General features: G+C 71.1%; 21 protein-coding genes and 1 tRNA gene. 6 read left to right on the plus strand and 16 right to left on the minus strand.

Annotated elements, in window-relative coordinates; genetic code table 11:
• Nucleotides 1-47: 47 nt before the first annotated feature.
• The 8 genes from galT to JOE68_RS12110 all read right to left on the minus strand — a co-directional run bounded on the left by galT (nucleotide 48) and on the right by JOE68_RS12110 (nucleotide 7,277).
• Nucleotides 48-1,133, minus strand: coding sequence for a galactose-1-phosphate uridylyltransferase (galT, locus tag JOE68_RS12075; RefSeq protein WP_204842447.1), 1,086 nt, complete (start codon nucleotides 1,131-1,133; stop codon nucleotides 48-50).
• Nucleotides 1,130-1,930: a DeoR/GlpR family DNA-binding transcription regulator gene (locus tag JOE68_RS12080; RefSeq protein ID WP_204842448.1), complete on the minus strand. Its 801-nt coding sequence runs from the start codon at nucleotides 1,928-1,930 to the stop codon at nucleotides 1,130-1,132. The genes galT and JOE68_RS12080 overlap by 4 nt, the downstream gene beginning before the upstream one ends.
• A gap of 287 nt (nucleotides 1,931-2,217) precedes the next feature.
• Nucleotides 2,218-3,597, minus strand: a complete 1,380-nt coding sequence (locus JOE68_RS12085) for a HAMP domain-containing sensor histidine kinase (RefSeq protein WP_204842449.1) — start codon at nucleotides 3,595-3,597, stop codon at nucleotides 2,218-2,220.
• Nucleotides 3,594-4,283, minus strand: a complete 690-nt coding sequence (locus JOE68_RS12090; protein WP_204842450.1) for a response regulator transcription factor — start codon at nucleotides 4,281-4,283, stop codon at nucleotides 3,594-3,596. The genes JOE68_RS12085 and JOE68_RS12090 overlap by 4 nt, the downstream gene beginning before the upstream one ends.
• 87 nt (nucleotides 4,284-4,370) lie before the next feature.
• Complete coding sequence (locus JOE68_RS12095; protein ID WP_204842451.1) at nucleotides 4,371-4,982, minus strand: trimeric intracellular cation channel family protein; 612 nt, start codon at nucleotides 4,980-4,982, stop codon at nucleotides 4,371-4,373.
• Between the two features lie 9 nt (nucleotides 4,983-4,991).
• Entirely contained in the window at nucleotides 4,992-6,125 is a 1,134-nt protein-coding gene (locus JOE68_RS12100) for a GNAT family N-acetyltransferase (RefSeq protein ID WP_204842452.1), read from the minus strand.
• Between the two features lie 10 nt (nucleotides 6,126-6,135).
• Nucleotides 6,136-6,960 carry a 3-hydroxyacyl-CoA dehydrogenase family protein gene (locus tag JOE68_RS12105; RefSeq protein ID WP_204842453.1) on the minus strand — a complete coding sequence of 275 codons (825 nt, stop codon included), beginning with the start codon at nucleotides 6,958-6,960 and terminating at the stop codon, nucleotides 6,136-6,138.
• Entirely contained in the window at nucleotides 6,957-7,277 is a 321-nt protein-coding gene (locus JOE68_RS12110) for an EthD family reductase (RefSeq protein WP_204842454.1), read from the minus strand. The genes JOE68_RS12105 and JOE68_RS12110 overlap by 4 nt, the downstream gene beginning before the upstream one ends.
• A gap of 55 nt (nucleotides 7,278-7,332) precedes the next feature.
• On the opposite strand from JOE68_RS12110, the gene JOE68_RS12115 reads away from it, so the two are divergent.
• Both JOE68_RS12115 and rpsR read left to right on the plus strand, forming a co-directional pair.
• A complete protein-coding gene (locus tag JOE68_RS12115; RefSeq protein WP_204842455.1) occupies nucleotides 7,333-7,977 on the plus strand; it encodes a histidine phosphatase family protein in 645 nt (214 codons plus the stop codon).
• A 114-nt stretch (nucleotides 7,978-8,091) separates the two neighbouring features.
• Nucleotides 8,092-8,325 carry a 30S ribosomal protein S18 gene (gene rpsR / locus JOE68_RS12120; RefSeq protein WP_204842456.1) on the plus strand — a complete coding sequence of 78 codons (234 nt, stop codon included), beginning with the start codon at nucleotides 8,092-8,094 and terminating at the stop codon, nucleotides 8,323-8,325.
• Here the strand turns inward: rpsR and JOE68_RS12125 are convergent.
• Nucleotides 8,273-8,596, minus strand: coding sequence for a hypothetical protein (locus tag JOE68_RS12125; protein WP_204842457.1), 324 nt, complete (start codon nucleotides 8,594-8,596; stop codon nucleotides 8,273-8,275). The genes rpsR and JOE68_RS12125 overlap by 53 nt on opposite strands.
• A gap of 84 nt (nucleotides 8,597-8,680) precedes the next feature.
• On the opposite strand from JOE68_RS12125, the gene bluB reads away from it, so the two are divergent.
• Together bluB and JOE68_RS12135 are read left to right on the plus strand one after the other, a co-directional pair.
• Complete coding sequence (bluB, locus tag JOE68_RS12130) at nucleotides 8,681-9,313, plus strand: 5,6-dimethylbenzimidazole synthase (protein ID WP_204842458.1); 633 nt, start codon at nucleotides 8,681-8,683, stop codon at nucleotides 9,311-9,313.
• 101 nt (nucleotides 9,314-9,414) lie between these two features.
• Entirely contained in the window at nucleotides 9,415-10,878 is a 1,464-nt protein-coding gene (locus JOE68_RS12135; protein ID WP_307819644.1) for a GGDEF domain-containing protein, read from the plus strand.
• Nucleotides 10,879-10,890: 12 nt separating this feature from the next.
• Here the strand turns inward: JOE68_RS12135 and JOE68_RS12140 are convergent, their stop codons facing one another.
• The 3 genes from JOE68_RS12140 to JOE68_RS12150 all read right to left on the minus strand — a co-directional run bounded on the left by JOE68_RS12140 (nucleotide 10,891) and on the right by JOE68_RS12150 (nucleotide 14,608).
• The gene (locus tag JOE68_RS12140) at nucleotides 10,891-11,538 is read right to left on the minus strand and encodes a response regulator (RefSeq protein ID WP_204842460.1); all 648 of its coding nucleotides are present in this window, start codon (nucleotides 11,536-11,538) and stop codon (nucleotides 10,891-10,893) included.
• Between the two features lie 1,470 nt (nucleotides 11,539-13,008).
• The gene (locus JOE68_RS12145) at nucleotides 13,009-13,752 is read right to left on the minus strand and encodes an FkbM family methyltransferase (RefSeq protein WP_204842461.1); all 744 of its coding nucleotides are present in this window, start codon (nucleotides 13,750-13,752) and stop codon (nucleotides 13,009-13,011) included.
• A 19-nt stretch (nucleotides 13,753-13,771) separates the two neighbouring features.
• A complete protein-coding gene (locus JOE68_RS12150) occupies nucleotides 13,772-14,608 on the minus strand; it encodes a hypothetical protein (RefSeq protein WP_204842462.1) in 837 nt (278 codons plus the stop codon).
• Nucleotides 14,609-14,829: 221 nt separating this feature from the next.
• Between JOE68_RS12150 and JOE68_RS12155 the strand changes: the two genes are divergently transcribed.
• Nucleotides 14,830-14,902: transfer RNA gene (locus JOE68_RS12155), tRNA-Arg, on the plus strand.
• Nucleotides 14,903-15,102: 200 nt separating this feature from the next.
• Here JOE68_RS12155 and JOE68_RS12160 read toward each other — a convergent pair.
• The 4 genes from JOE68_RS12160 to JOE68_RS12175 form a co-directional block, all read right to left on the minus strand.
• On the minus strand, nucleotides 15,103-15,708 hold the full coding sequence (locus JOE68_RS12160) for a tyrosine-type recombinase/integrase (protein WP_204842463.1): 606 nt from the start codon (nucleotides 15,706-15,708) through the stop codon (nucleotides 15,103-15,105).
• A gap of 323 nt (nucleotides 15,709-16,031) precedes the next feature.
• Nucleotides 16,032-16,313 (minus strand): AMED_5909 family protein, encoded by a 282-nt coding sequence (locus JOE68_RS12165; RefSeq protein WP_307819645.1) that lies wholly within the window; start codon nucleotides 16,311-16,313, stop codon nucleotides 16,032-16,034.
• Between the two features lie 17 nt (nucleotides 16,314-16,330).
• Nucleotides 16,331-16,588: a hypothetical protein gene (locus JOE68_RS12170; protein ID WP_204842465.1), complete on the minus strand. Its 258-nt coding sequence runs from the start codon at nucleotides 16,586-16,588 to the stop codon at nucleotides 16,331-16,333.
• 30 nt (nucleotides 16,589-16,618) lie between these two features.
• Nucleotides 16,619-16,909, minus strand: coding sequence for a hypothetical protein (locus JOE68_RS12175; RefSeq protein ID WP_204842466.1), 291 nt, complete (start codon nucleotides 16,907-16,909; stop codon nucleotides 16,619-16,621).
• Between the two features lie 1,326 nt (nucleotides 16,910-18,235).
• Here JOE68_RS12175 and JOE68_RS12180 point away from each other — a divergent pair.
• Nucleotides 18,236-19,987, plus strand: coding sequence for an AIPR family protein (locus JOE68_RS12180; RefSeq protein WP_204842467.1), 1,752 nt, complete (start codon nucleotides 18,236-18,238; stop codon nucleotides 19,985-19,987).
• Nucleotides 19,988-20,172: the final 185 nt, after the last annotated feature.

Genomic DNA, 20,172 nt, shown 5'->3' on the forward strand with positions numbered 1-20,172 from the left:
GTTGTGAGTCCGCCGCCGGCCACCCGGCGCCGGCCGCCCTCCGCCGGTCACCCGGCGGCGCGCAGCCGTTCGGCGATCCGCTCGGGCGTCGCGTCGTTGATCCAGACGCCCATGCCGGACTCCGAGCCGGCCAGGTACTTGAGCTTGTCGGCGGACCGCAGCACGGAGAACACCTCCAGGCGCAGCCACGCCAGGTCGCGCCCGGTGCGCACGGGGGCCTGGTGCCACGCCGCGATGTAGGGCAGCGGTCGCCGGTAGAGGCCGTCGAGCCGGCGCAGGACCTCCAGGTAGAGGTGCGCGAAGTCGTCGCGCTCGGCGTCGGTCAGCGCGGGCAGGTCGGGCACCTGGCGGTGCGGCACGACGTGCACCTCCACCGGCCAGCGGGCGGCGGCGGGCACGAACGCCGTCCAGTGCTCGGACGCGCCGACCACGCGCGTGCCGGCGGCCCGCTCGGCGGCCAGCACGTCGCCCAGCAGCGGACGGCCGTGCCGGGCCCGGTAGTCGGCGGCGGCGGCGAGCACCCGCTCGGTCCTGGGCGTCACGAACGGGTAGCCGTAGACCTGGCCGTGCGGGTGGTGCAGGGTGACGCCGATCTCCTCGCCCCGGTTCTCGAACGGGAAGACCTGCTCCACGCCCGGCATCGCGCCCAGCGCGGCGGTGCGGTCCGCCCAGACGTCCACGACGGTCCGCACGCGCGAGGGCGGCAGCTCGCCGAACGACTTGTCGTGGTCGGGGGTGAAGCACACCACCTCGCAGTAGCCCCGGCCGGGCGCCCGCGCCACCATCGGCATCCCCTCCACGGTGGGCGGCAGTTCCGGCACCCCCTGGGCGAACGAGGGGAACCGGTTCTCGAACACCACCACGTCGTAGTCCGGCTCGGGGATCTCGGTGGGCCGGCCCGGCGCCGACGGGCACAGCGGGCACAGGTCCGCGGGCGGTTTGTAGGTGCGGGTCTGCCGGTGCGCGGCGATGGCCACCCACTCGCCGGTCAGCGGGTCGCGGCGCACCTCGGAGAGCGGCTGCGCCCGCGGCAGGTCCCTGGTGTCCACCGCCGTCCGCGGCGGCGCGCCCGGCGTGTCGTCGAAGTAGATGATCTCCCGGCCGTCGGCGAGCCTCCGCGCCGTGCGCTTCACCCGAGCCCTCCCTCTCCCCGTCCCGGCACGCGCGCCAGGACCAGTTCCCCGACCTGCTCCGCCAGCGCGGCGCGCGCCTGCTCGGCCAGGCCCTCGTCGGTGACCAGGACGTCCGCCCGGTCGAGGCCGACGATGGTGGAGATGCCGACCGTGCCCCACTTGGTGTGGTCGGCGACCACGACGACCCGCCCGGCCGCGTCGACCAGCGCCCGGTCGGTCTCGCCCTCGTCCAGGTTGGGCGTGGTGAAGCCGGAGCGCTCGGCCATGCCGTGCACGCCGAGGAACACCACGTCCAGGTGCAGCGACCGCAGCGCCCGCACGGCGACCGGGCCGACCAGCGCGTCCGACGGCGTGCGCACCCCGCCGGTCAGCACGACCGCCCGGTCGGCGCGCCCGCTGCGCTGCAGCACGTCCGCCACGCGGACCGAGTTGGTGACCGCGGTCAGGTCCGGGACGTCGTCGAGGAACCGCGCCAGCGTCCACGTGGTGGTGCCGGCGGACAGCCCGATCGCGGTGCCCGGCCGGACCAGCCGGGCGGCCCGCGCGGCGATGGCCTCCTTCTCCGGCAGCTGGCGCACCGACTTGGCCTCGAACCCCGGCTCGTCGGTGCTGCGGCCGACCACGGAGGTGGCGCCGCCGTAGACCTTCTCCACCAGCCCGCGCGCGGCCAGCACGTCCAGGTCCCGGCGCACGGTCATGTCCGAGACGCCCAGGCGCACGACCAGGTCGCCGACCCGCACCGCGCCCGTGCGCCGCACCTCCTCCAGGATCACCGCTTGCCGTTGCCGCGCCAGCACCGCCACACCTCTTCCCCGAGGACAGCCCCGCACCCGGCGGGCGGCCCGGCGCCCGCGTGGTCGATCAAGCCACGATACGGGCGTCGCCCCGACCGCGGCACGTCCTCCGGTCACGCCCCCAGGGTCGCCACCGGGTTCCCGCGAGTCAACACGAGCAAACAAAACCGATCGTTCGGGTTGTTCTCCACCACCCCGCTGCCACACAGCGTCGACGGGCCGGGCACGGGCGAGGGTCGGTGTCGCGGCACGGGCCGGGCGTGTGCGTTCTTGTTGGGCCCCGGACCCGGCTACGGGCGGCCGGGCAGGCGGAGGACGAACAGCGCGCCGCCCTCCGGCGCGCGCCCCGCGTAGGCCGCGCCGCCGTGCCGCTCGGCCGCCTGCTTGACGATCGCGAGCCCCAGCCCCGAGCCGGGCAGCGTGCGCGCCTCCGACGAGCGGTAGAAGCGCTCGAACACGTGCGGCAGGTCGTCGTCGGCGATGCCGGGCCCGGAGTCCGCCACCTCCAGCACCGCGCTCCCGTCGCCGAGCTGGCGCAGCTCCAGCCGCACCACGCCGTCGGACGGGCTGAACTTCACCGCGTTGTCCAGCAGGTTGAGCACGGCCCGCTCCAGGGCGCTGGAGTCGCCCAGCAGCGACCACGGCTGCAACCGCACGTCGAACCGCACGTCCGCGGGGGCCCGCCGGCGCGCGCGGTCCAGGGCGCGCTCGACCACCTCGACGAGGTCCACCGGCTCGTGCACCACCTGCGGCGCGTCCTCGCGGGCCAGCTCCACCAGGTCGCCGATCAGCGTGGTCAGCTCGTCCAGCTGCGCCCGCACGTCGGCGTTGATCTCCGCCTTGTCCTGGTCGGACAGCGTCGGCGCGTCCGGCCGCTCGGAGGCCAGCAGCAGCTCCAGGTTGGTGCGCATGGACGTCAGCGGGGTGCGCAGCTCGTGGCCCGCGTCGGCGACCAGCCGCCGCTGCCGCTCCTGCGAGTCGGCCACCGCGGCGAGCATCGCGTTGAACCGCTGGGTCAGCCGGGCCAGCTCGTCGTCACCGGTCACCGGGATCGGCCGCAGGTCGCCGGTCATCGCGACCCGCTCGGTGGCCTCGGTCAGCCGCTGCACGGGCCGCAGCCCGGTGCGCGCCACGGCCGTGCCCGCCGCCGCCGCGACCAGCACGCCGATGCCGCTGATCACGAACAGCACCACGGACAGCTTGCCCAGCGTCGTGTTCAGCGGCCCCAGGGACTGGGCGATCACCATCGCCCGGCCGTCGTCGTAGGGCACGGAGATCACCCGGAACCCGCTGCGGGTGTCGTCCCACAGGTTCTCGGCCAGGACGCCGCGCGCCACCTCCAGGTCGTCCGGCTGCCACGACGGCGCGGTCGTCCCCTTGGGGTAGTACATCTGGCCGCTGACCTCCAGCAGGCCGATGCGCACGTCGCCGGCCGCCAGGAACGCGCCGGGCACCTCGGTGACGTCGGTGTTCACCCGGGGCGCGGTCACCGCCGCCTTGGCCCGCTCCCGCAGGCTCAGGTCGAACTGCTCGTCCAGGTTGCTGCTGACGGTCATGTAGGCGCCCAGCGAGACCACGCCCACCACGCCCGCCACGCAGAACGCGGCCAGGAGGGTGACCCGGGCCCGCAGGGAGACCCGCTGCAGCCGCTCGCCGGCGGCGTTGATCACGGAGGCGTCTCCCGCAGCACGTACCCGACGCCGCGCACCGTGTGCAGCAGGCGCGGCTCGCCCTCCGCCTCCGTCTTGCGGCGCAGGTAGCCCACGTACACCTCCAGCGCGTTGCCGGAGGTCGGGAAGTCGTAGCCCCAGACGTCCTCCAGGATGCGACCGCGCGTGAGCACCTGCTTCGGGTGCGCCAGGAACAGCTCCAGCAGCGCGAACTCGGTGCGGGTGAGGCTGATCGGCCGCTCGCCGCGCCGCACGTCCCGCGTGCCCGGGTCCAGCTCCAGGTCGGCGAACCGCAGCACCGCGCCCGAGGGCTCGGCCGCGTCCGAGGCCGCCCGCCGCAGCAGCGCCCGCAGCCTGGCCAGCAGCTCCTCCAGGGCGAACGGCTTGGGCAGGTAGTCGTCGGCGCCCGCGTCCAGCCCGGACACCCGGTCGGACACCGCGTCCCGCGCGGTGAGCACGAGGATCGGCAGGTCGTCGCCGGTGCTGCGCAGCCGGCGGCACACCTCCAGCCCGTCCAGCCGGGGCATCATGACGTCCAGGACCATCGCATCCGGACGCTGGGCGACGACCGATTCGAGGGCCTGCCGGCCGTCGCCGGCCAGGTCCACCTGGTAGCCGTTGAACTGCAGTGAGCGGCGAAGCGACTCACGCACGGCCCGGTCGTCGTCGACAACGAGGATGCGCATGGGGGTCAGTCTCGCTCGTGGTCCTGAGAGCCGCCTGAGAAGGTGGTGTGAGCGGGCCGTCATGTCGCGCCGGGGCGCCCCCGGGCCTCACGCGCCGTCGGTCCTGCGCGCGATCGGCGCGTTCCACTTGCGCCACAGCGCCAGCACCCGCACCGCCACGATCAGCGCGGACGCCACGACCGCCACCGGGCCGGCGGGCAGGCCCAGCCAGTGCCCCACCGCCACGGTCACCGCGCCGCCCAGCGCCGCCACCGCGTAGATCTCCCGGCGCAGCACGAGCGGGATCTCGCGCAGCAGCACGTCCCGCACCGCGCCGCCGCCGATGCCCGTGGTCATCCCGACCAGGCACGCGGCGTACGGCGGCGCGCCCAGGTGCAGCGCCGTGGACGTGCCCGAGGTCACGAACAGCCCGAGCCCGACGGCGTCCAGCAGCAGCACCGACCGGCGCAGCTTCTCCACGGTCGGGTGAAACCAGAACACGATCAGCCCGGTGCCGCCGGCGACCGCGAGGTAGGGCCACGTCACCAGGGCGCTGGGCGGACGCACCCCGAGCAGGATGTCCCGGATCAGCCCGCCGCCCAGCGCCGTGGTCATGGCCAGCACGATCACGCCGAACAGGTCCAGCCTGGCGCGGACCGCCGCCACCGCGCCGGAGGCGGCGAACGCGGCGATGCCGATCAGTTCCAGGGCGGTGAGCACCCGCCGAGGCTAGAAGAAGTCCGCCAACCGGGGCACTCCCGGCGCGCCGACGAGCCGGTCCAGCAGCGCCGCGTCGCCGTCGAGCAGCCCGGCGCGGCGCAGCGCGTGGCTGTCCTGCATCCCGCTGAACCACGGGCCCAGCGCCCTGGCGCGCAGCCGCACCGCGCCGCTGCCGCCCGGCTCGACCCGCACCGCGCCGTCCTCCACGACCAGCCGCTGCCTGCCCGCGTGCCACGGCGCGTGCTCGTCCTGCACGTCCAGGTCCACCGCGGCGGGCTTGAGCGCCGCCGCCGCGGGCCAGCCCCGCGCCGCGACGGCCGCCGGCAGGTCGACCACCCGCAGCAGCCACGCCGAGGTGGTGACGGTGTGCCGGATGCCCTGGTTGGTCAGCAGGCCGGTCACCGCCGGGTCGACCACCCGCAGCGACACCCGGTCCAGCAGGCCCGCCCAGGTCGTCAGCTCGCGCAGCAGGCCGAGCTGGGTGGCCGCGTCCCGCCCGACCAGGTCGAGCACCCGCAGGCCCTCCCGGTCGCGCTCGGCGGTGAGGTACCCGCGCAGCTCGCCGTCGTGGCCGGGCACGACGGAGGCCACGTCCAGCCCGAGCACGTCGGCGACGTCGATCGCGGGCGGGGTCCGGTCGAGCAGCCCGTCCACGGTGGAGGCCACGTCGGTGTAGCAGGCGTGCAGGGCCGCCAGGTCGCCCCGCTCCACCGCCCGGGCCGCCACCCTCGGCGCGGCGGGCAGCCGGTCGATCGGGACGTCCAGCCACTCGAACACGCCGGCGCGCTCCCAGCCGCGCGACCGGTACAGCGCGGGCACCGTCGCGTACAGCGCCGACAGCGGCTGCCCGTGCTCGCGCAGGTCCCGCAGCGCGCGGTCGAGCAGGCCGCCGGCCAGGCCCCGGCCCCGCGCGTACTGGTCGACGGCGACGCCGCCGATGCCGCCCATGGGCACCGGCGCGCCGCCGTAGAACTGGTGGAACCCGTGGACGGTCAGCACCGCGGCCGGGCGGCCCGCCAGCTCGGCGACCAGCCCGCGCCTGCCCGGCCGCAGCGGGTCCTCCTCGGACGTGCCGCCGAACGCGACCTTGCGCAGCCTGCGCACGTCGTCGGCGTCGTCGTGGGTCAGCTCCCTGATCAGCACGCCGTCCTGCTTACCAGGTGAAGAAGCCCCGACCGCTCTTGCGACCCAGTTCGCCGCGCGCGACCTTGTCCCGCAGCAGCGCCGGCGGCGCGAAGCGCGGCCCTAGCTCGGCGGCCAGGTGCTCGGCGATGGCCAGCCGCACGTCCAGGCCGACCAGGTCGGTCAGCCGCAGCGGGCCCATCGGCCAGCCGTAGCCCAGCCGCATCCCCGTGTCGACGTCCTCGGCGGTGGCGACGCCCTCCTCCAGCATCCGGATCGCCTCCAGGCCGACCGCGACGCCGAGCCGGGAGGTCGCGAACCCCGGCGAGTCCCGCACCTCGACCACGGTCTTGCCCAGCTGCTCGGCCCACGCGCGGGCCCTGGCCAGGACAGCGGGCGCCAGGCCGTCGTGGCGGACCAGCTCCACCAGCTCCTGCACCGGCACGGGGTTGAAGAAGTGCATCCCGACGACCCGCTCGCCGGGCAGCCCCTCGGCCAGCGCGCCGATGGACAGCGACGACGTGTTGGAGGCCAGGACGGCGTCCGGGCAGGCGCTCGCGGCCGCGGCGAGCACCCGCCGCTTGAGGTCGAGGTCCTCCGGCACGGCCTCCACGACCAGGTCGGCGGGCACCCGCGCCAGCCGCCCGACCACGGTCAGGTTCACCAGCAGGTCGGCGGGGTCGCGATCCAGCCGGCCCCGGGCGGCGGCCTTGGCCAGCGACGCCTCCACGGCCCGCCGGGCGGCGGCGACCCGCTCCGCCCCGGCCTCGGCGAGCACCACCTCGTGCCCGCCGGCGAGCAGCAGGTGCGCGATGCCCGCGCCCATCGTGCCGCCGCCGATCACCACCGCGATCATGCTCCGACGACCTCCGCGGCGAACATGGCGACCAGGTCCAGGCCGCCGATCCCGGACAGGTTCGCGCCGGCCGCCTGCCACTGCGGCGAGGCGAACGCGGCCTTCATGGCGGCGGCGGACTCGAAGTACATCTCGGCCACGAGGTGCGGCTCGTGCTCGCCGAGGAAGCCGGGCACGAACACCCGCTCGACCTTCGCCACCTCGGCGCGCAGCAGGCCGGGGGTCTGCGCGACCAGGGGCAGGTGGGAGGAGAAGTAAGCCTCGTCGAACTCCTCGGCGTTCTCCGGTTTCCGGTACAGCGCGATGTACTTGATCATGTGACACCTTCCGTCCGGTTACGCCGCCGGACTGTAACACCGGCACGATGTCGGGGTGCGGATCATCCTGCTGCGCCACGGGCAGAGCCTGGGCAACGTCGACGAGCTGGCGTACTGCCGGGTACCCGACCACGCGCTGCCCCTCACGCCGCGCGGCGAGCGGGAGGCCGCCGAGGCCGGGCCGCGGGTGAAGGCCCTGCTCGGCGACGAGCCGGTGGCCGTCTACGTCAGCCCGTACGTCCGCACCCGCGCCACCCTGCGCGCCCTGGACCTCGGGGCGCGGGCCGAGCGCGTGGTCGCCGAGCCGCGGCTGCGGGAGCAGGACTGGGGCAACCTCCAGGACCCGGTGCGGCAGGAGGTGCTCAAGCACCAGCGGCACGCGTTCGGGCACTTCTTCTTCCGCCTGCCCAACGGCGAGTCCGGTGCGGACGTGGACGACCGGCTGGCCGCGTTCCTCACCGACCTGGAGGCCCGGGCGGAGCGGCCCGACCACCCGGACTCGGTCCTGGTGGTGTCGCACGGCCTGACCATCCGCCTGCTGTGCCGGCGGCTGTTCGGGTGGAGCGTCGAGCTGTTCGAGTCGCTGTCGAACCTGCGGACCTGCGAGCACCGGGTGCTGACCCGCGACGGCGGGCGCTGGACCCTGGACCGCCCGTTCGCCCAGTGGCGGGACTCCCCCGACGGCGACACCCAGTGCTGACGCCTCGACCCGGTCGGCCGACGGGGTCACGGCGACCGCCTCCGGTTGCGGGGCGCGGCGGACGGCGGTGAGCTACGGGTGTGCCCGCGAGCCCGGCCCGGTAGGAGGAAGCACGTGCCCAGGATCGAACGGCCGCCCAAGCGCCGGGTCAACCTCCTGCGCAAGGAGGGCGTGACCACTGTGGACTGGAAGGACGTCAACCTGCTGCGCAAGTTCATCTCCGACCGCGGCAAGATCCGCTCGCGCCGCGTGACCGGGCTGACGCCGCAGCAGCAGCGGCAGGTCGCGACCGCGATCAAGAACGCGCGGGAGATGGCGCTGCTGCCCTACCCCTCCCAGGGCCGCTGAACGTCGCGGCGCCGGCCGCCGCCAGCACCGCCAGCGCGGACCAGTCCGGCACCAGCAGGCCCGCCGAGCCGACCACGAAGCTGCCGTACAGGCCCCAGCACTGCGCGGCGGTCAGCGCGGCGCCCACCGGTGTCGTGACCAGCGACACCGCCGCCACCACCCCCGCCAGCAGGACCAGGGCGACCGGAGGCCACTGGTGCGCGACCACCGTCACCCCCACCCCACCGGCGAAACCGAGCGCGGACCCGTGCACACCGCCGACCCTGGACATGGCGGACCATTCAACGCCGGGTTGAGACCGACGCCACCGCCCGCACGCGAAGATCACCGGATCGCGTGAGGCACGATCGTCCGAATGAGCTTCTACGACGTGCTGCACCGCCGCCGGGACACCAGGGGCGAGTTCACCGGCGCCCCCATCCCGCCGGACGTGCTGCGCCGGGTGCTCTGCGCCGCGCACGCGGCCCCCAGCGTGGGCCTGTCCCAGCCGTGGGACTTCATCGTCGTGCGCGACGAGCACACCCGGCGCGCCTTCCGCGACCACGTCCAGGCCGAGCGCAGCGTGTTCGCCTCCGGGCTGGACGGCGAGCGCGCCGGGACGTTCGCCCGGATCAAGGTGGAGGGCATTCTCGAGTCGACCCTGGGCGTGGTCGTGACCTACGACCCGGAGCGCGGCGCGCCCGCCGTCCTGGGCAGGCACGCGATCGCCGACGCCGGCCTGTACTCGGTGTGCCTGGCGATCCAGAACCTGTGGCTCGCCGCCACCGCCGAGGGCCTGGGCGTCGGCTGGGTGAGCTTCTACCGCGAGGACGCGCTGCGCCGCCTGCTGGGCATCCCGCCGGCCGTGCGGCCGGTGGCGTGGCTGTGCGTGGGCCCGGTGGACGCCCTGCCCGACACCCCCGACCTGGAGCGCCACGGGTGGCGCAACCGGCTCCCGTTGGAGGACGTGCTGCACGAGGAGCGGTACACGCGGCGTCCGTCCCGGTAGCCTGTTGGGGCCGTACCGCTGGTGGGCGGGCCCGCGTACCCGCCCACCGAGTCGGAATGGAGTGTCGAGCACGGGTGGAGCAACGAGATCCGCTGGTAGCGGTGCCCCAAGAGGACCTCGAGGTCAAGGCGTTGCTGAACGCCGGCCGCCTGCCGGAGGCCAACACGCTGTTCGACGAGGTCGTGAGCCGCGTCCCGCCCGGCGCGGACCGGTGGTCGCGCTCCGCGGTGCTGGTCTACCGGGCCAAGCTGGCGTGGCGGCTGGGCCGCATCCCGCTCGCGCTGGAGCTGGCCGCCGAGGGCTGGACCGACCTGGACGCCGAGCACGCCGACAACCCGGCCGCGGCGCAGGCCATGCACGCCCTCGCGTACCTGCTGGAGGGCATCGGCGACCGCCGGGCCGCGGTCGACATGCTGCGGCTGTCGGTGCAGGTGGCGCGCCGCGCGGGCATCTCCGAGGTGCTCGGCCACTGCCTGCAGGGCCTGGGCGGCACGCTGAACTTCCGCGCGATCTCCTCGCCGCCGGACCTCGCCCCGGGCATCTTCGCCGAGGCCGCGGACCACCTGCGCGAGGGCTTGGAGCTGGTGCGCGACCAGCAGATGCGCCGCGCGCTGCTGGGCGCGTACAGCCGCTCGCTGGCGGGCGTCGGCGAGCTGGCGGCGGCGGAGGAGGCCGCCCTGGAGACCCTGCGCCAGGCGACCGGGGCCGACGACAAGTGGGCCCAGGCGGTGGCCAACTGGGTGCTCGCCGTGGTGCGCCGCGACCAGGGCGAGCTGACCGGGGCGCGCACCCTGGCCAGCCGCGCGGTCGCGGCGGCCCAGGCGATCAACGACACGTCGCTGCTGCTGCGGTTCTCCCTGGACCTGGCCGACATCTGCGCCCGGATGAACGACCCGGTCGGCGAGTCGGCCGCGCTGCGCTGCTCGGTCGCGGCGGGCCGGACGGCCACCGAGACCCTCCAGGAGGGCCTCGCGCAGGCGTTGGAGCAGCGCCGGGTCGCCGTGCAGGCCCAGCGCCTGGCCGTGGCCGCCCAGGAAGCCGCCGCCCGGGACCCGCTGACCGGCCTGGCGAACCGCCTCGGCCTGGAGCGCGCGGCGGCCGGCCTGCTGGAGGCCGCCGCCGCCCGCGGCCGGGTGCCGTGGCTGGTCCTGGTCGACGTCGACTGGTTCAAGGGCGTCAACGACGACGCCGGCCACGCGGCGGGCGACGCGGCGCTGCGCGAGATCGCGCGGCTGCTGCGCCGGGAGTGCCGGGCGGGCGACCTGGTGGCCCGGTGGGCGGGCGACGAGTTCGTGGTCCTGCTCGGCGACGCCGACGGCAATCCGCTCGACGTGGGGCCGACCGTCGCCGAGCGGATCCGCGCGGCGGTGGACGGCCACGACTGGACGGTGGTCCTGGGCGCCACCCGCCGCCCCACCGTCAGCATCGGGGTGGCGGCGGGCCCGGCGAAGCTGGACCAGCTGTTCGCCGCCGCCGACATGGCCCTGTACCGGGCCAAGCGGCACGGCCGCAACCGCGTCGAGGTCGAGCCGCCGGTCGGCCTGCCGGGCATCCGCAGCGGCTGACCGGCCCGGCGGTCAGGCGATCAGGCCGCCCCGGAAGGCCACCAGCGCCGCCTGCACCCGGTTCACCGCGCCGATCTTGCCCAGCACCGACGACACGTAGCCCTTCACGGTGGCCTCCGACAGGTGCAGCGTCCCGCCGATCTCGGCGTTGGACATGCCCTGTCCGATCAGGACCAGCACCTCGCGCTCCCGTTCGGACAGCGAGGCCAGCAGGCGCCGCGCGGGCTCCGCGGCCCGCTCGCCGTCCGCCACGGCGGTCAGCACGCGCGCGGCCACGCCGGGGTCGAGCACGGCGCCGCCGACGGCGAGGTCGCGGACCGCGCGCACCAGCTGCTCGGGCTCGGTGTCCTTGAGCAGGAAGCCCGACGCGCCCAGGCGCAGCGCCTCCGACACGTACTCGTCCACGTCGAACGTGGTCAGCATGGCGATCCGCGGCGGGTCCGGTATCGAGCGCAGCCGCCGCAGCGCCATGAGCCCGTCCGAGGACCTCATGCGGATGTCCAGCAGCACCACGTGCGGGCGGTGCTGGCGGGCCAGGTCGGCCACCAGGTGCCCGTCGTCGCACTCGGCCACGACCTCGATGTCACCCGCGCTGCTGAGGATCATGCGAAGGCCGGACCGGACGAGGTCTTCGTCGTCGGCCAGCATCACCTTGATCACGACGCCTCCCCGCTTTGGCGTTTCGTGCTCGTACCCGCCCAGCATCGCGCACGAACACGCAAGCTGACGTTAATTCACCGTTATCTCACCACGGAACCGCGTGAGGTCGTCCTTTTCACAGTTGCCAGGAAATCGGTCGGGCCGGCCGAGTGCCCGCGCAACTTCCTGGCGCGGACGCGGCAACAGGGCGTAGAGCTTGTCGCCCGGGTAGAGGGTGTCGCGGTGGTCGCGGTGGCCGAAAATCGCGCTGGGCGGGATGTCGTATCGCGCGGGCGCAAACGCGGAACGACGCCGGGGTTGCGCCGTCGGTTCGGCGGGCGGCCGGGCGCCCTCGCCCCCGGTGCCGACCGCCCCGGTGTTCCGCCCCGGGCAGTGCGCGCCGACGACCACGCGGTCGGCCGCGGGGCGTCGGGGTCGCCGTGCCCGCCTTCCAGCAGGAACCCGCTGCGACTGCCGGTGAAACGCGCCGGCCGGAACCGATCCGGCCGTTCCGGTCCACGTGCGGGCCCCGGACCCACCGCGCGAGGGCGCGGGCCCGCTCCGGGGCGCGGTCGGCGGTGTTCCCGGTGGCGGTGGTGGACCAGGATGCGCACCGCCCGACGGTGAACGACGGCCGGCGGTTCGGCGGGCGGTCGCGCCGACCGGTCGGCGCAGGTGCGGATCGGCGGGACGGGGGACGCGGGTGCGGCGGGCGCCGCCGCGAGGCCCGCCGCGGAGCCGGTCGTGGAACTCGTTGTGACGAGGCCGGCCGGCGGCCGTTCGGCGACACGTCGCGGAAGTCGTTTACCCGCGTCCTCGGCACGCGGACGAGCACTGCCACTGCGCCGGGCGAGCCACCAAAGAACGCGAATAGCTTTCGCAATTCTCTACCTGTCAGTAACGTGTGTTACGGCAGCCCAGCCTGGAGAGGGCTTCGCGCCCTGCGGAGCGCCACCCGAACCCTGACCGCGGTCCCGCTCCTCCACCGCCGCAGCCCTCTCCGCCGACTCGCGGGGCGTGGGCGCTGCCGGACGGCGCCGTGACCCCGAGCCGGTGGTCCACGACCTGGAGACCTTCGCACGGTCCATAGTGGAGGCACCGGACGACCTCGATGCGGTGCGGGGCTCTTCGCCGACGACGTGCTGCCCGCCGGCCTGCTGACCGGCAAGCGCGGGATGTCCGGCGCGCACACCGACACCGGCCGTCGCGCGCCGCACCGCACCGAGCCGGCCGGGAGGCGGCCCGCGCCAGGGCGTACCGGGCCGAGGTGTCGACGGACGGGGCGCGGTGGTGCGAGGTCCACGCGACGACGGCGGCCGGGACGTCGCGCCGTTCCCGCCGACGCAGGCGCGATTCGTACGAATGACGGGTATCCAACGGGCCACCGGGTACGGATACTCGCTGTACGAGCTCAAGGTCTACGACACGTAGGCCCATCCACAGGAAGACCCCGGTCCACCCCCAGGGACCGGGGTCTTCCTCATGCCCCCGTCAGGCCAGGAACAGGTAGTTGCGCACGTCGGGGCGCACGCGCTCGACGTGCTGCCAGGCGTCGCCGCGCCACGCGTGCATCCGGTAGCCGCGCTCGGCGAGCCAGTCGGCGACGTCCTGGGCGCGGTAGCCGAACCGCCGCACGTGGCGCTCCTCGATCTCCAGCAGGAGCTTGGGGCGCAACCGCTCGATGGTCTCCTCGCCGCCCTGCAGCACGCGCAGCTCTGCGCCCTCGACGTCGGCCTTCACGAAGTCCAGCCGGTCGATCCCGTTGGCCGCGCAGAACCGGTCCAGGGTGTCGGTCCGGACCACGACCTCCAGGTGCTCGTCGAACTCCGCGTTGGACCCCAGCCCGTCCGCGCCGGCGGTGAGGAACGACCGCCCGGTGACCGGCACCCCGTGCCGCACCGGCACGCTCATCACGTCCCGGCCCTCGCGGGCGCCCAGCGCCACGGAGTGCCGCACGACGTTGCGCCCCTCCCTGGGGCGCAGCAGGTAGGACAGGGCCGGGTGGGCGAACACCAGAGGTTCGACGCTGTGCACCGTCCCTTGTGGACCGACCAGGCGGGCCAGCGACACGGTGTAGAGCCCGAGCGCGGCGCCGATGTCGACGCACACGTCACCGGGCGCCACCACCTCGCGCAGGCCGATCAACTCCGGTTCGACGAACGGGGTCACCCGGGCCAGCACGCGCAGGGCGCCGGCCACGGCCGCACCCCGCACCTCGGTCAGATTGTGGTTCACCACGCCTACAGTAGAGAAATCACGGCAGCGGCTTCGCCCCGTTCTGGTGGGGCAGCCCGACCTGCTCGGCGAACTCGCCGGCCACCGCGGCGCCGCCGTAGATGCCCAGCGCCTTGGCCAGGTGCGCCCGCAGGTCCTGCCGGTGCCCGTCGGTCAGCCGGGGCAGCGCGCTCTCGAAGCTGCTCACCAGCGTGTCGGCCCAGTGCCGGTCGCGCCGCTGGGCGGCGATCCGCACCAGCTCGCCGAGCTGCTGCGCCAGCGCGACCGCCTGCTCGACCTGGTAGCCGTTGCGGTACAGCCACCAGATCGTGGCGGTGGAGACGTCGGTCAGCACCTCGTCCCGCAGGTACCGGATCTCGGCCCGCTCGGCGTCCCGCTCGGCCTGCCGGACGGTGGTGGTCCGCAGCAGCTCGATGTGCTTGCGGGCCATCTCCAGGTCGGCCTCGTCGACGGACAGCTCCAGCCCCTCCGCCCGCGCCCAGACGTGCGTGCCCTCGACCTGCCGCTCGGCCGCCAGCTCGTCGCCGAGCTGGTGCTGCAGCGGCGCGTGGTGCACCAGCATGGCCCGCTCGGTGACCACCCGCGCCCGCCGGACGATGTCGTTGATGGCGGCGCTGCGGGGCACGTTGTGCCGGGCGCCGGTGGTCAGGTCCAACCGCCAGTGCACGGTGAACCGCGCCCGGAAGTCCAGCCCGTACACGGCGCTGGGCAGCGGGGTCTCGAACGGGTGCTGGTGCGAGGAGGAGGGTGGCTCGAAGGTGAACTCCTCCCCACCCCGAACCCTCCGCCGCCGCCACCAGACCCCGAAGGCCCCCAGGGGGCCGGGCCGGAAGTCAGGCCAAGGTCTACCGCTCATCGAAGGTCTTCCGCCGAAGTCGCAAAGCCGCCTCCGTCTCTACCCGACCAGCCCACCACTTTGAAGGTGACCGCGACCACTTCCCCCCAACAGCGGAACCCCGCGCCCGCGAACCGGGCGGACCCGGTACAGCCGGCAACCCCCACCCGCCACCCGGGTGACCGACGGCCACCCAACCCACCCGACACCGGCCCGCGGCGGCCCGGTACGCTGCCCGGTGCGCCCTCGTAGCTCAGGGGATAGAGCATCGGTTTCCTAAACCGTGTGTCGCAGGTTCGAATCCTGCCGGGGGCACTCACCTTTCGCCGGGTGAATCAGGCCCTGAGCTGCGGCAACGCGGCCGGGGCCTGATCTTTGCCGTCAGTCGCCGTCAGCCGGAATCCGCCCCTGTTTGCCGGGGTCCACGGACTCACCACGGACTGGATCCGCCCACTGCCTGCCCAAGCCGAAGGCCCCCGGAGGGCATCCGAGGGCCTTCCCGACGGCTTGGCAGGTCACTTCCCGAACAATCCCTCGATGGTCCTGTTCACCGTCTCGCGCTGCCCGTCGATGCACTTCGCGTAGACCTTGAGCAGCACGTCCACCGAGTGCCCGGCACGCTCCGCTACCTCCGGGGCCGGAACGCCTCCGTTCAGCCAGAGCGATACTGCGGCGTGCCGAAGGTCGTACGGCCGCCCGGCCAGCGGAGAGGCCACCTGGGAGGGCGTCAGGGCGTACCGGCGCGCCTCCTCCCACACCCGGAAGTAGGTGGACGAGGACACCACCCCGCCGTTCGGCGAGCGGAACAGCCTGCCCTCCGGCCCGACGCCGTACCGGTCGAGGTGGTCTCGCAGGATGCCGACCAGAACCGGCGGAATCGGCACCTGCCGGACCTCCTTCCGCCCCCGGTGCTTGAGGCCCCGCCGGTCGTGAACCTCCCCCGAGTCCGTCCACCGCTTCCCCGCCGCCGGCCGCGACTCACCGAGCATGAGCACGCCCCACCCCTCCTCGGGCAGGGCGCAGTCGTCCTCCCGGAGCGCCAGGCCCTCAGCCGGCCGAGCCGCCGCGTAGTAGCCGACCGCGAAGAACGCCGCCGCCGCTGTTACCAGTGCCTCCACCATGCTCCCGGAGTCGTGGTCGCCGCATCGGGCCACTTCACATCCACATAGGACTGTGCGAACTCCAGGAAGGACAAGGAGTTGCGCTGCTTCAGCTCCAGCATCGAACGGCTCGCCCCGCCGAAGCGCCTGCGCCAACTCCGACCACCAACTGTTGGCCAGCGCCTTCGTCGCGAACCACTCCGAGTGCTGCTTCGTGCCAGTCACCCACCGCACGCCGTACGGTCGTGTCTTCTTCCTACCGTCCTTGGTCTTCCGCTTGGACCACGGCAACCCGCTGACGACCACATTCCGCAGGGTGCCGACCAAGTCACCGCCCCTCACGGCTACCCCTCCCAGCCCATTCGTTCGGGGACGGACCCACCGCACTCGTCGTCGGCCGCGATCGCCTCCGCCAGGGCGCGCTCACGGGTGACCCAGTACAGCGCCTCGTGGTGGTGCTGATCCACCTCTGCAATCCGCTCATAGACCTTCGCGCTGCGTAGGTAGAACTCCCGAGACACCGCCGGCGCGGCATCCGGCGCAGGCACCAACCTCCCCAACGCCTCGTGTGCGTCCTTCAACGTCCGGCTCGCCAACGCCCAGAGGTCAGGCTTGCTCTTGGCCACCACCGCTCCCTCCGTCATCACGTGACGCCCGGCCCGGCCTTCCAGGTGATCAACCACTTTGGCTGCCTCCCGCGCCAGCTCACAACAGAACCGCGGCAGCACTGATCACCGCCCGCAGCGTCCAAGGCCGCCAACCCCTCGGCAATCGCCGCAGCCAACCGGGGCAACGCCTCGTGGTCCACGACCAGCACCGTCGGAAACGCGTTGCCGAACCGCACCTCCACCCGCCCCGCGAACGCCAACGGCGCAACCCGGATGGGCAGGCTCGCGGTCACGTGCAACCGCACCAAGTCCTGCGCCACGGCTCACGCGGCCTTGGGGGCCGACTTGGCGACCACCGGCTTCATCGCCGAGGCCCGCAGGCTGTACCCGAGCTTGGCCCGGCACCGGTGCCTCTCACCCCCGTGCGTGCCCCGGCACGCCTTGTCGTCGATCCACGGCGTCACGGTCAACCCCTCGAACACCACCGGCCGCACGTCCGTCCCCGGAATCGCCTCCGGCGGAACCGGCTGCTGAGGAGCCGCGATCTTCACCGTCACCACCGCGTCGGCCTTGCGCTCCGCCGCCTGGTCGATCACCAGCACCAACCACACCAACAGCCCGGACTCCTTGCCACCGCCACATCATCGCGTCGATGGTCCACGAGACCGAGAACTACCTCTGACCCGACGCAGTGACCACCTAGCACAAAGCTGAGATCGCAAAGTCCGAAGTCGTCAAGGTCTACCCTCACCGCAACAATATCCCCGCGGACTTTTGGGACCGCCCCCTCAACAACGCCACCAAGCACATCGAGGTCTTGTCCCTGGTAGCCCTGTTCCTGGTCGAACGCCCGGCCTTCACCAGGGAGCTGCGCCACAAGGCCGAGAACGGCATCCGAATTCGCTTCCCGTTCGGCGACCCCACTGCCCGCGAGGCAGCCCGCCGCAGCAAGGGGGAACAGCTAGGCAAGGGCACAGTCGCAGCCCGCATCCGCAACGCCCTGGCGTTCGTCCGCCCGCTGACCGAGGTCCCCGGCATTGAGGTCCGCCTACACAAGACACCCCTCTACAACTCGGTATTCTGCTTCGATGACGGGATGATCGCCAATACCCACGGAAGTCCTCTGGGTAGAACCCAACCGTCTACCCGACCTAGGCATCCACCCGTTAACTCTCCTATGCATCGAATACGGCCTAGGCAACCGCGTCGAGCCCTACTTCACCTGACCTCAACCCAGCGGCCTCCAACCGAGCCTCCATACGCTCCACCGCTGCCACCAACTCGGGCTCCCCTAACGGATGAAGAACGTGAACAGATCTTCCGGCTCATATCGCGCCTGGGTCTCCGCAATCTACCCATGCACACCTGTAGCGCTCCCATTCAACCCGGTTGTCATGCCCGCCCACCACAGCGCATCCCGCAGCGGTGTCTCCTCATCCACTCAACGCGACAACTCGGCCGAATACCCTCAACCCCACCTCCCTATAAGCGCAGGAATGGTGTCCGATGAGAACACGCAAACGGACTGAAAAACCATGCCGTTCGAGGCACCGAGCCCCATCGAGCGAATGAAACCCTGCAACTATTACACCTGGCGAATAACCGATACCGTGTGGATAGCAAGAGATTCAACTCGTCGTGCGCTCAAGAACGCTGCAACAATCCCACCCCTACTCTATACTTTAACTTGTAGCCGCCTTTTCAAGGTGACGAGAGAGAAGGCCAGCCGCGAATTTTTAGGCATATGAGGCAACTTCCGCAATGTTCGTCATATACATGCAACCCGCACAAGACTACGCGACGACCGTTACTCCGTTCGGGGGAAGTATCGCAGCTTCGGTAACGATCCCGCATTCGTTAACGATTCTTCACCTAAAAGACTTTAGTGTTTACCCTGCCAAGATCAATGCTTGAAGCCTTGCGCTTAAGGACATCCGCCAGTGAGCAAAAATCACGTCATCCTTCTCAACCAAGCACTCGAGGAGTACCAACAGCGTAGCGATCCGCCTCTGGCTATTGATGTAGCTTTCGAACTGTTCGCAGCAGAACAGGTTCTTAAAGACTACGACCTGTCGCCCGATGAAGTGGAAGCAGGCAGGGTAGGCGGAGGCGGTGACGGAGGGCTTGATGGGATCTACGTTTTCCTCAACGACACGCTGCTGGTCGAAGACGATGACATATTCTCGGAAACAAAATCTCCAAGCGACTTTAGCCGCAACTCCCAATTGACCCTCTGGCTGATCCAAGCTAAGAACAAAGAGTCTTTCGAGGAAACGCCATTCGATAAGGCTCAAGCATCGCTCCGAAAGCTGCTGGAGATCGACACTGCGGAACAATTGCTACTGACGCAGTATTCGCCCGAAGTGGTGACACGTATTCGCATGTTCACGCAGGCATGGCGCAAGCTTGCAACGCGCAAGCCACGCGTTCGCGTGCTATTCACCTATGCGACTAAGGGCGATCGCGATAAAGTTAGCGGCAACGTGACACTCAAGACCGAAGAACTGCGGCAGGCAATCGCAGAGAAGGTCTATGGAGCAGACATTAGCGTCACGCTAGTAGGTGCAGAGCAGCTTTGGAATCTATACAACACGACCCCGTCATACAGCCTACGCTTGCGCTTCCAAGAGAACGCCAGCCCTGGACCGAGCCACGTAGCACTTGTTCACCTTAGCGACTACTGGAACTTTTTGGTCGACGAAAAGGGCGAACTGCGTAAACACATATTCGATTCCAACGTCCGTGACTATCAAGGCGACGTCGAGGTAAACAAAGAGATCCGAAGCTCTCTCGAAAATACCGCTAGCCCCGAGTTCTGGTGGATGAACAACGGGGCCACCATCATCTGTTCAAGCGCCACGATTAACGGAAAAGAGTTCGTACTCGACGATGTCCAAGTTGTGAACGGCCTTCAAACTTCTTACACGATCTTCGAAGTTCTTCGTAAAATTACGCCCGAAGAGCGCAGTAAGCAGACCAAGTCCGTCCTTGTTAGAATATTGGTAACGTCAGATGAAGCAACAAGCGACAAAGTAATCCGCGCCACGAATAGGCAGACTAGCGTTCCGGACGCTTCACTCAGGGCAACTGACGAAGTCCAGCGCAAGATTGAAGCTCATTTCGCATCAGCAGGTTGGTATTACGATCGTAGGAAAAACTACTATCGTAATATTGGAAAGAGCCCGGATCGCATCATCTCCATCCCGCTTCTCGGGCAGGCGGTGATGGGCGTCGCACTGAGCCAACCCAACGACTCTCGTGCTCGCCCTTCGTCGTTGCTCAAAAAGGATGAAGAGTACAAAAGGATATTTTCGGATGATATTCCCCTACCCACTTACCTGTGGATTGCACAATTGCAGAAGACGGTAGACAGCTATCTTATGTCCGGGGCAATTCCCGTAACTGCGAGCCAAAGAACAAATCTACGGTTCCATGTTTCGATGCTTGCAGTCGCACGTAAGATGAAGAAGAGGGTTCACTCGCCGCACCAGCTCAGGGAACTTGTCGAGTCCGGCACCGGAGTTAGCAAAAAAGATATAGAGGAAGCCTTCAACAGTGTCAATAGTTGGGCCGATGAACTGGTGAAGGGCAAGGGCTGGGCACTAGACCGAGTCGCAAAAAGCAAGAACCTCGTTGAGCACATCTTCGAGCAAGAGTTCGAAAAAGCAAAGCCAGCAACTAAGAAGACCTAGCCCTCAACATTCCGCTTGCCGAGTTCGGCTCTACGGCACCAAGGCGCGCCGCCTGCGGCGGTGCGCGGCCGGGCCGGGGGTCACGTTGGCACCGACTCCCCGCATTACGGCGCGCCGGGCTCCCGCTCCGCTCCGCCCGGCGGCCGTGCGCGGAGTCGGTGCACGTGGTCCGGAGGCGGCGCGTG

Origin of the sequence: Saccharothrix algeriensis, from assembly GCF_016907655.1 — a bacterium.
GTDB classification, from domain to species: Bacteria; Actinomycetota; Actinomycetes; order Mycobacteriales; family Pseudonocardiaceae; genus Actinosynnema; species Actinosynnema algeriense.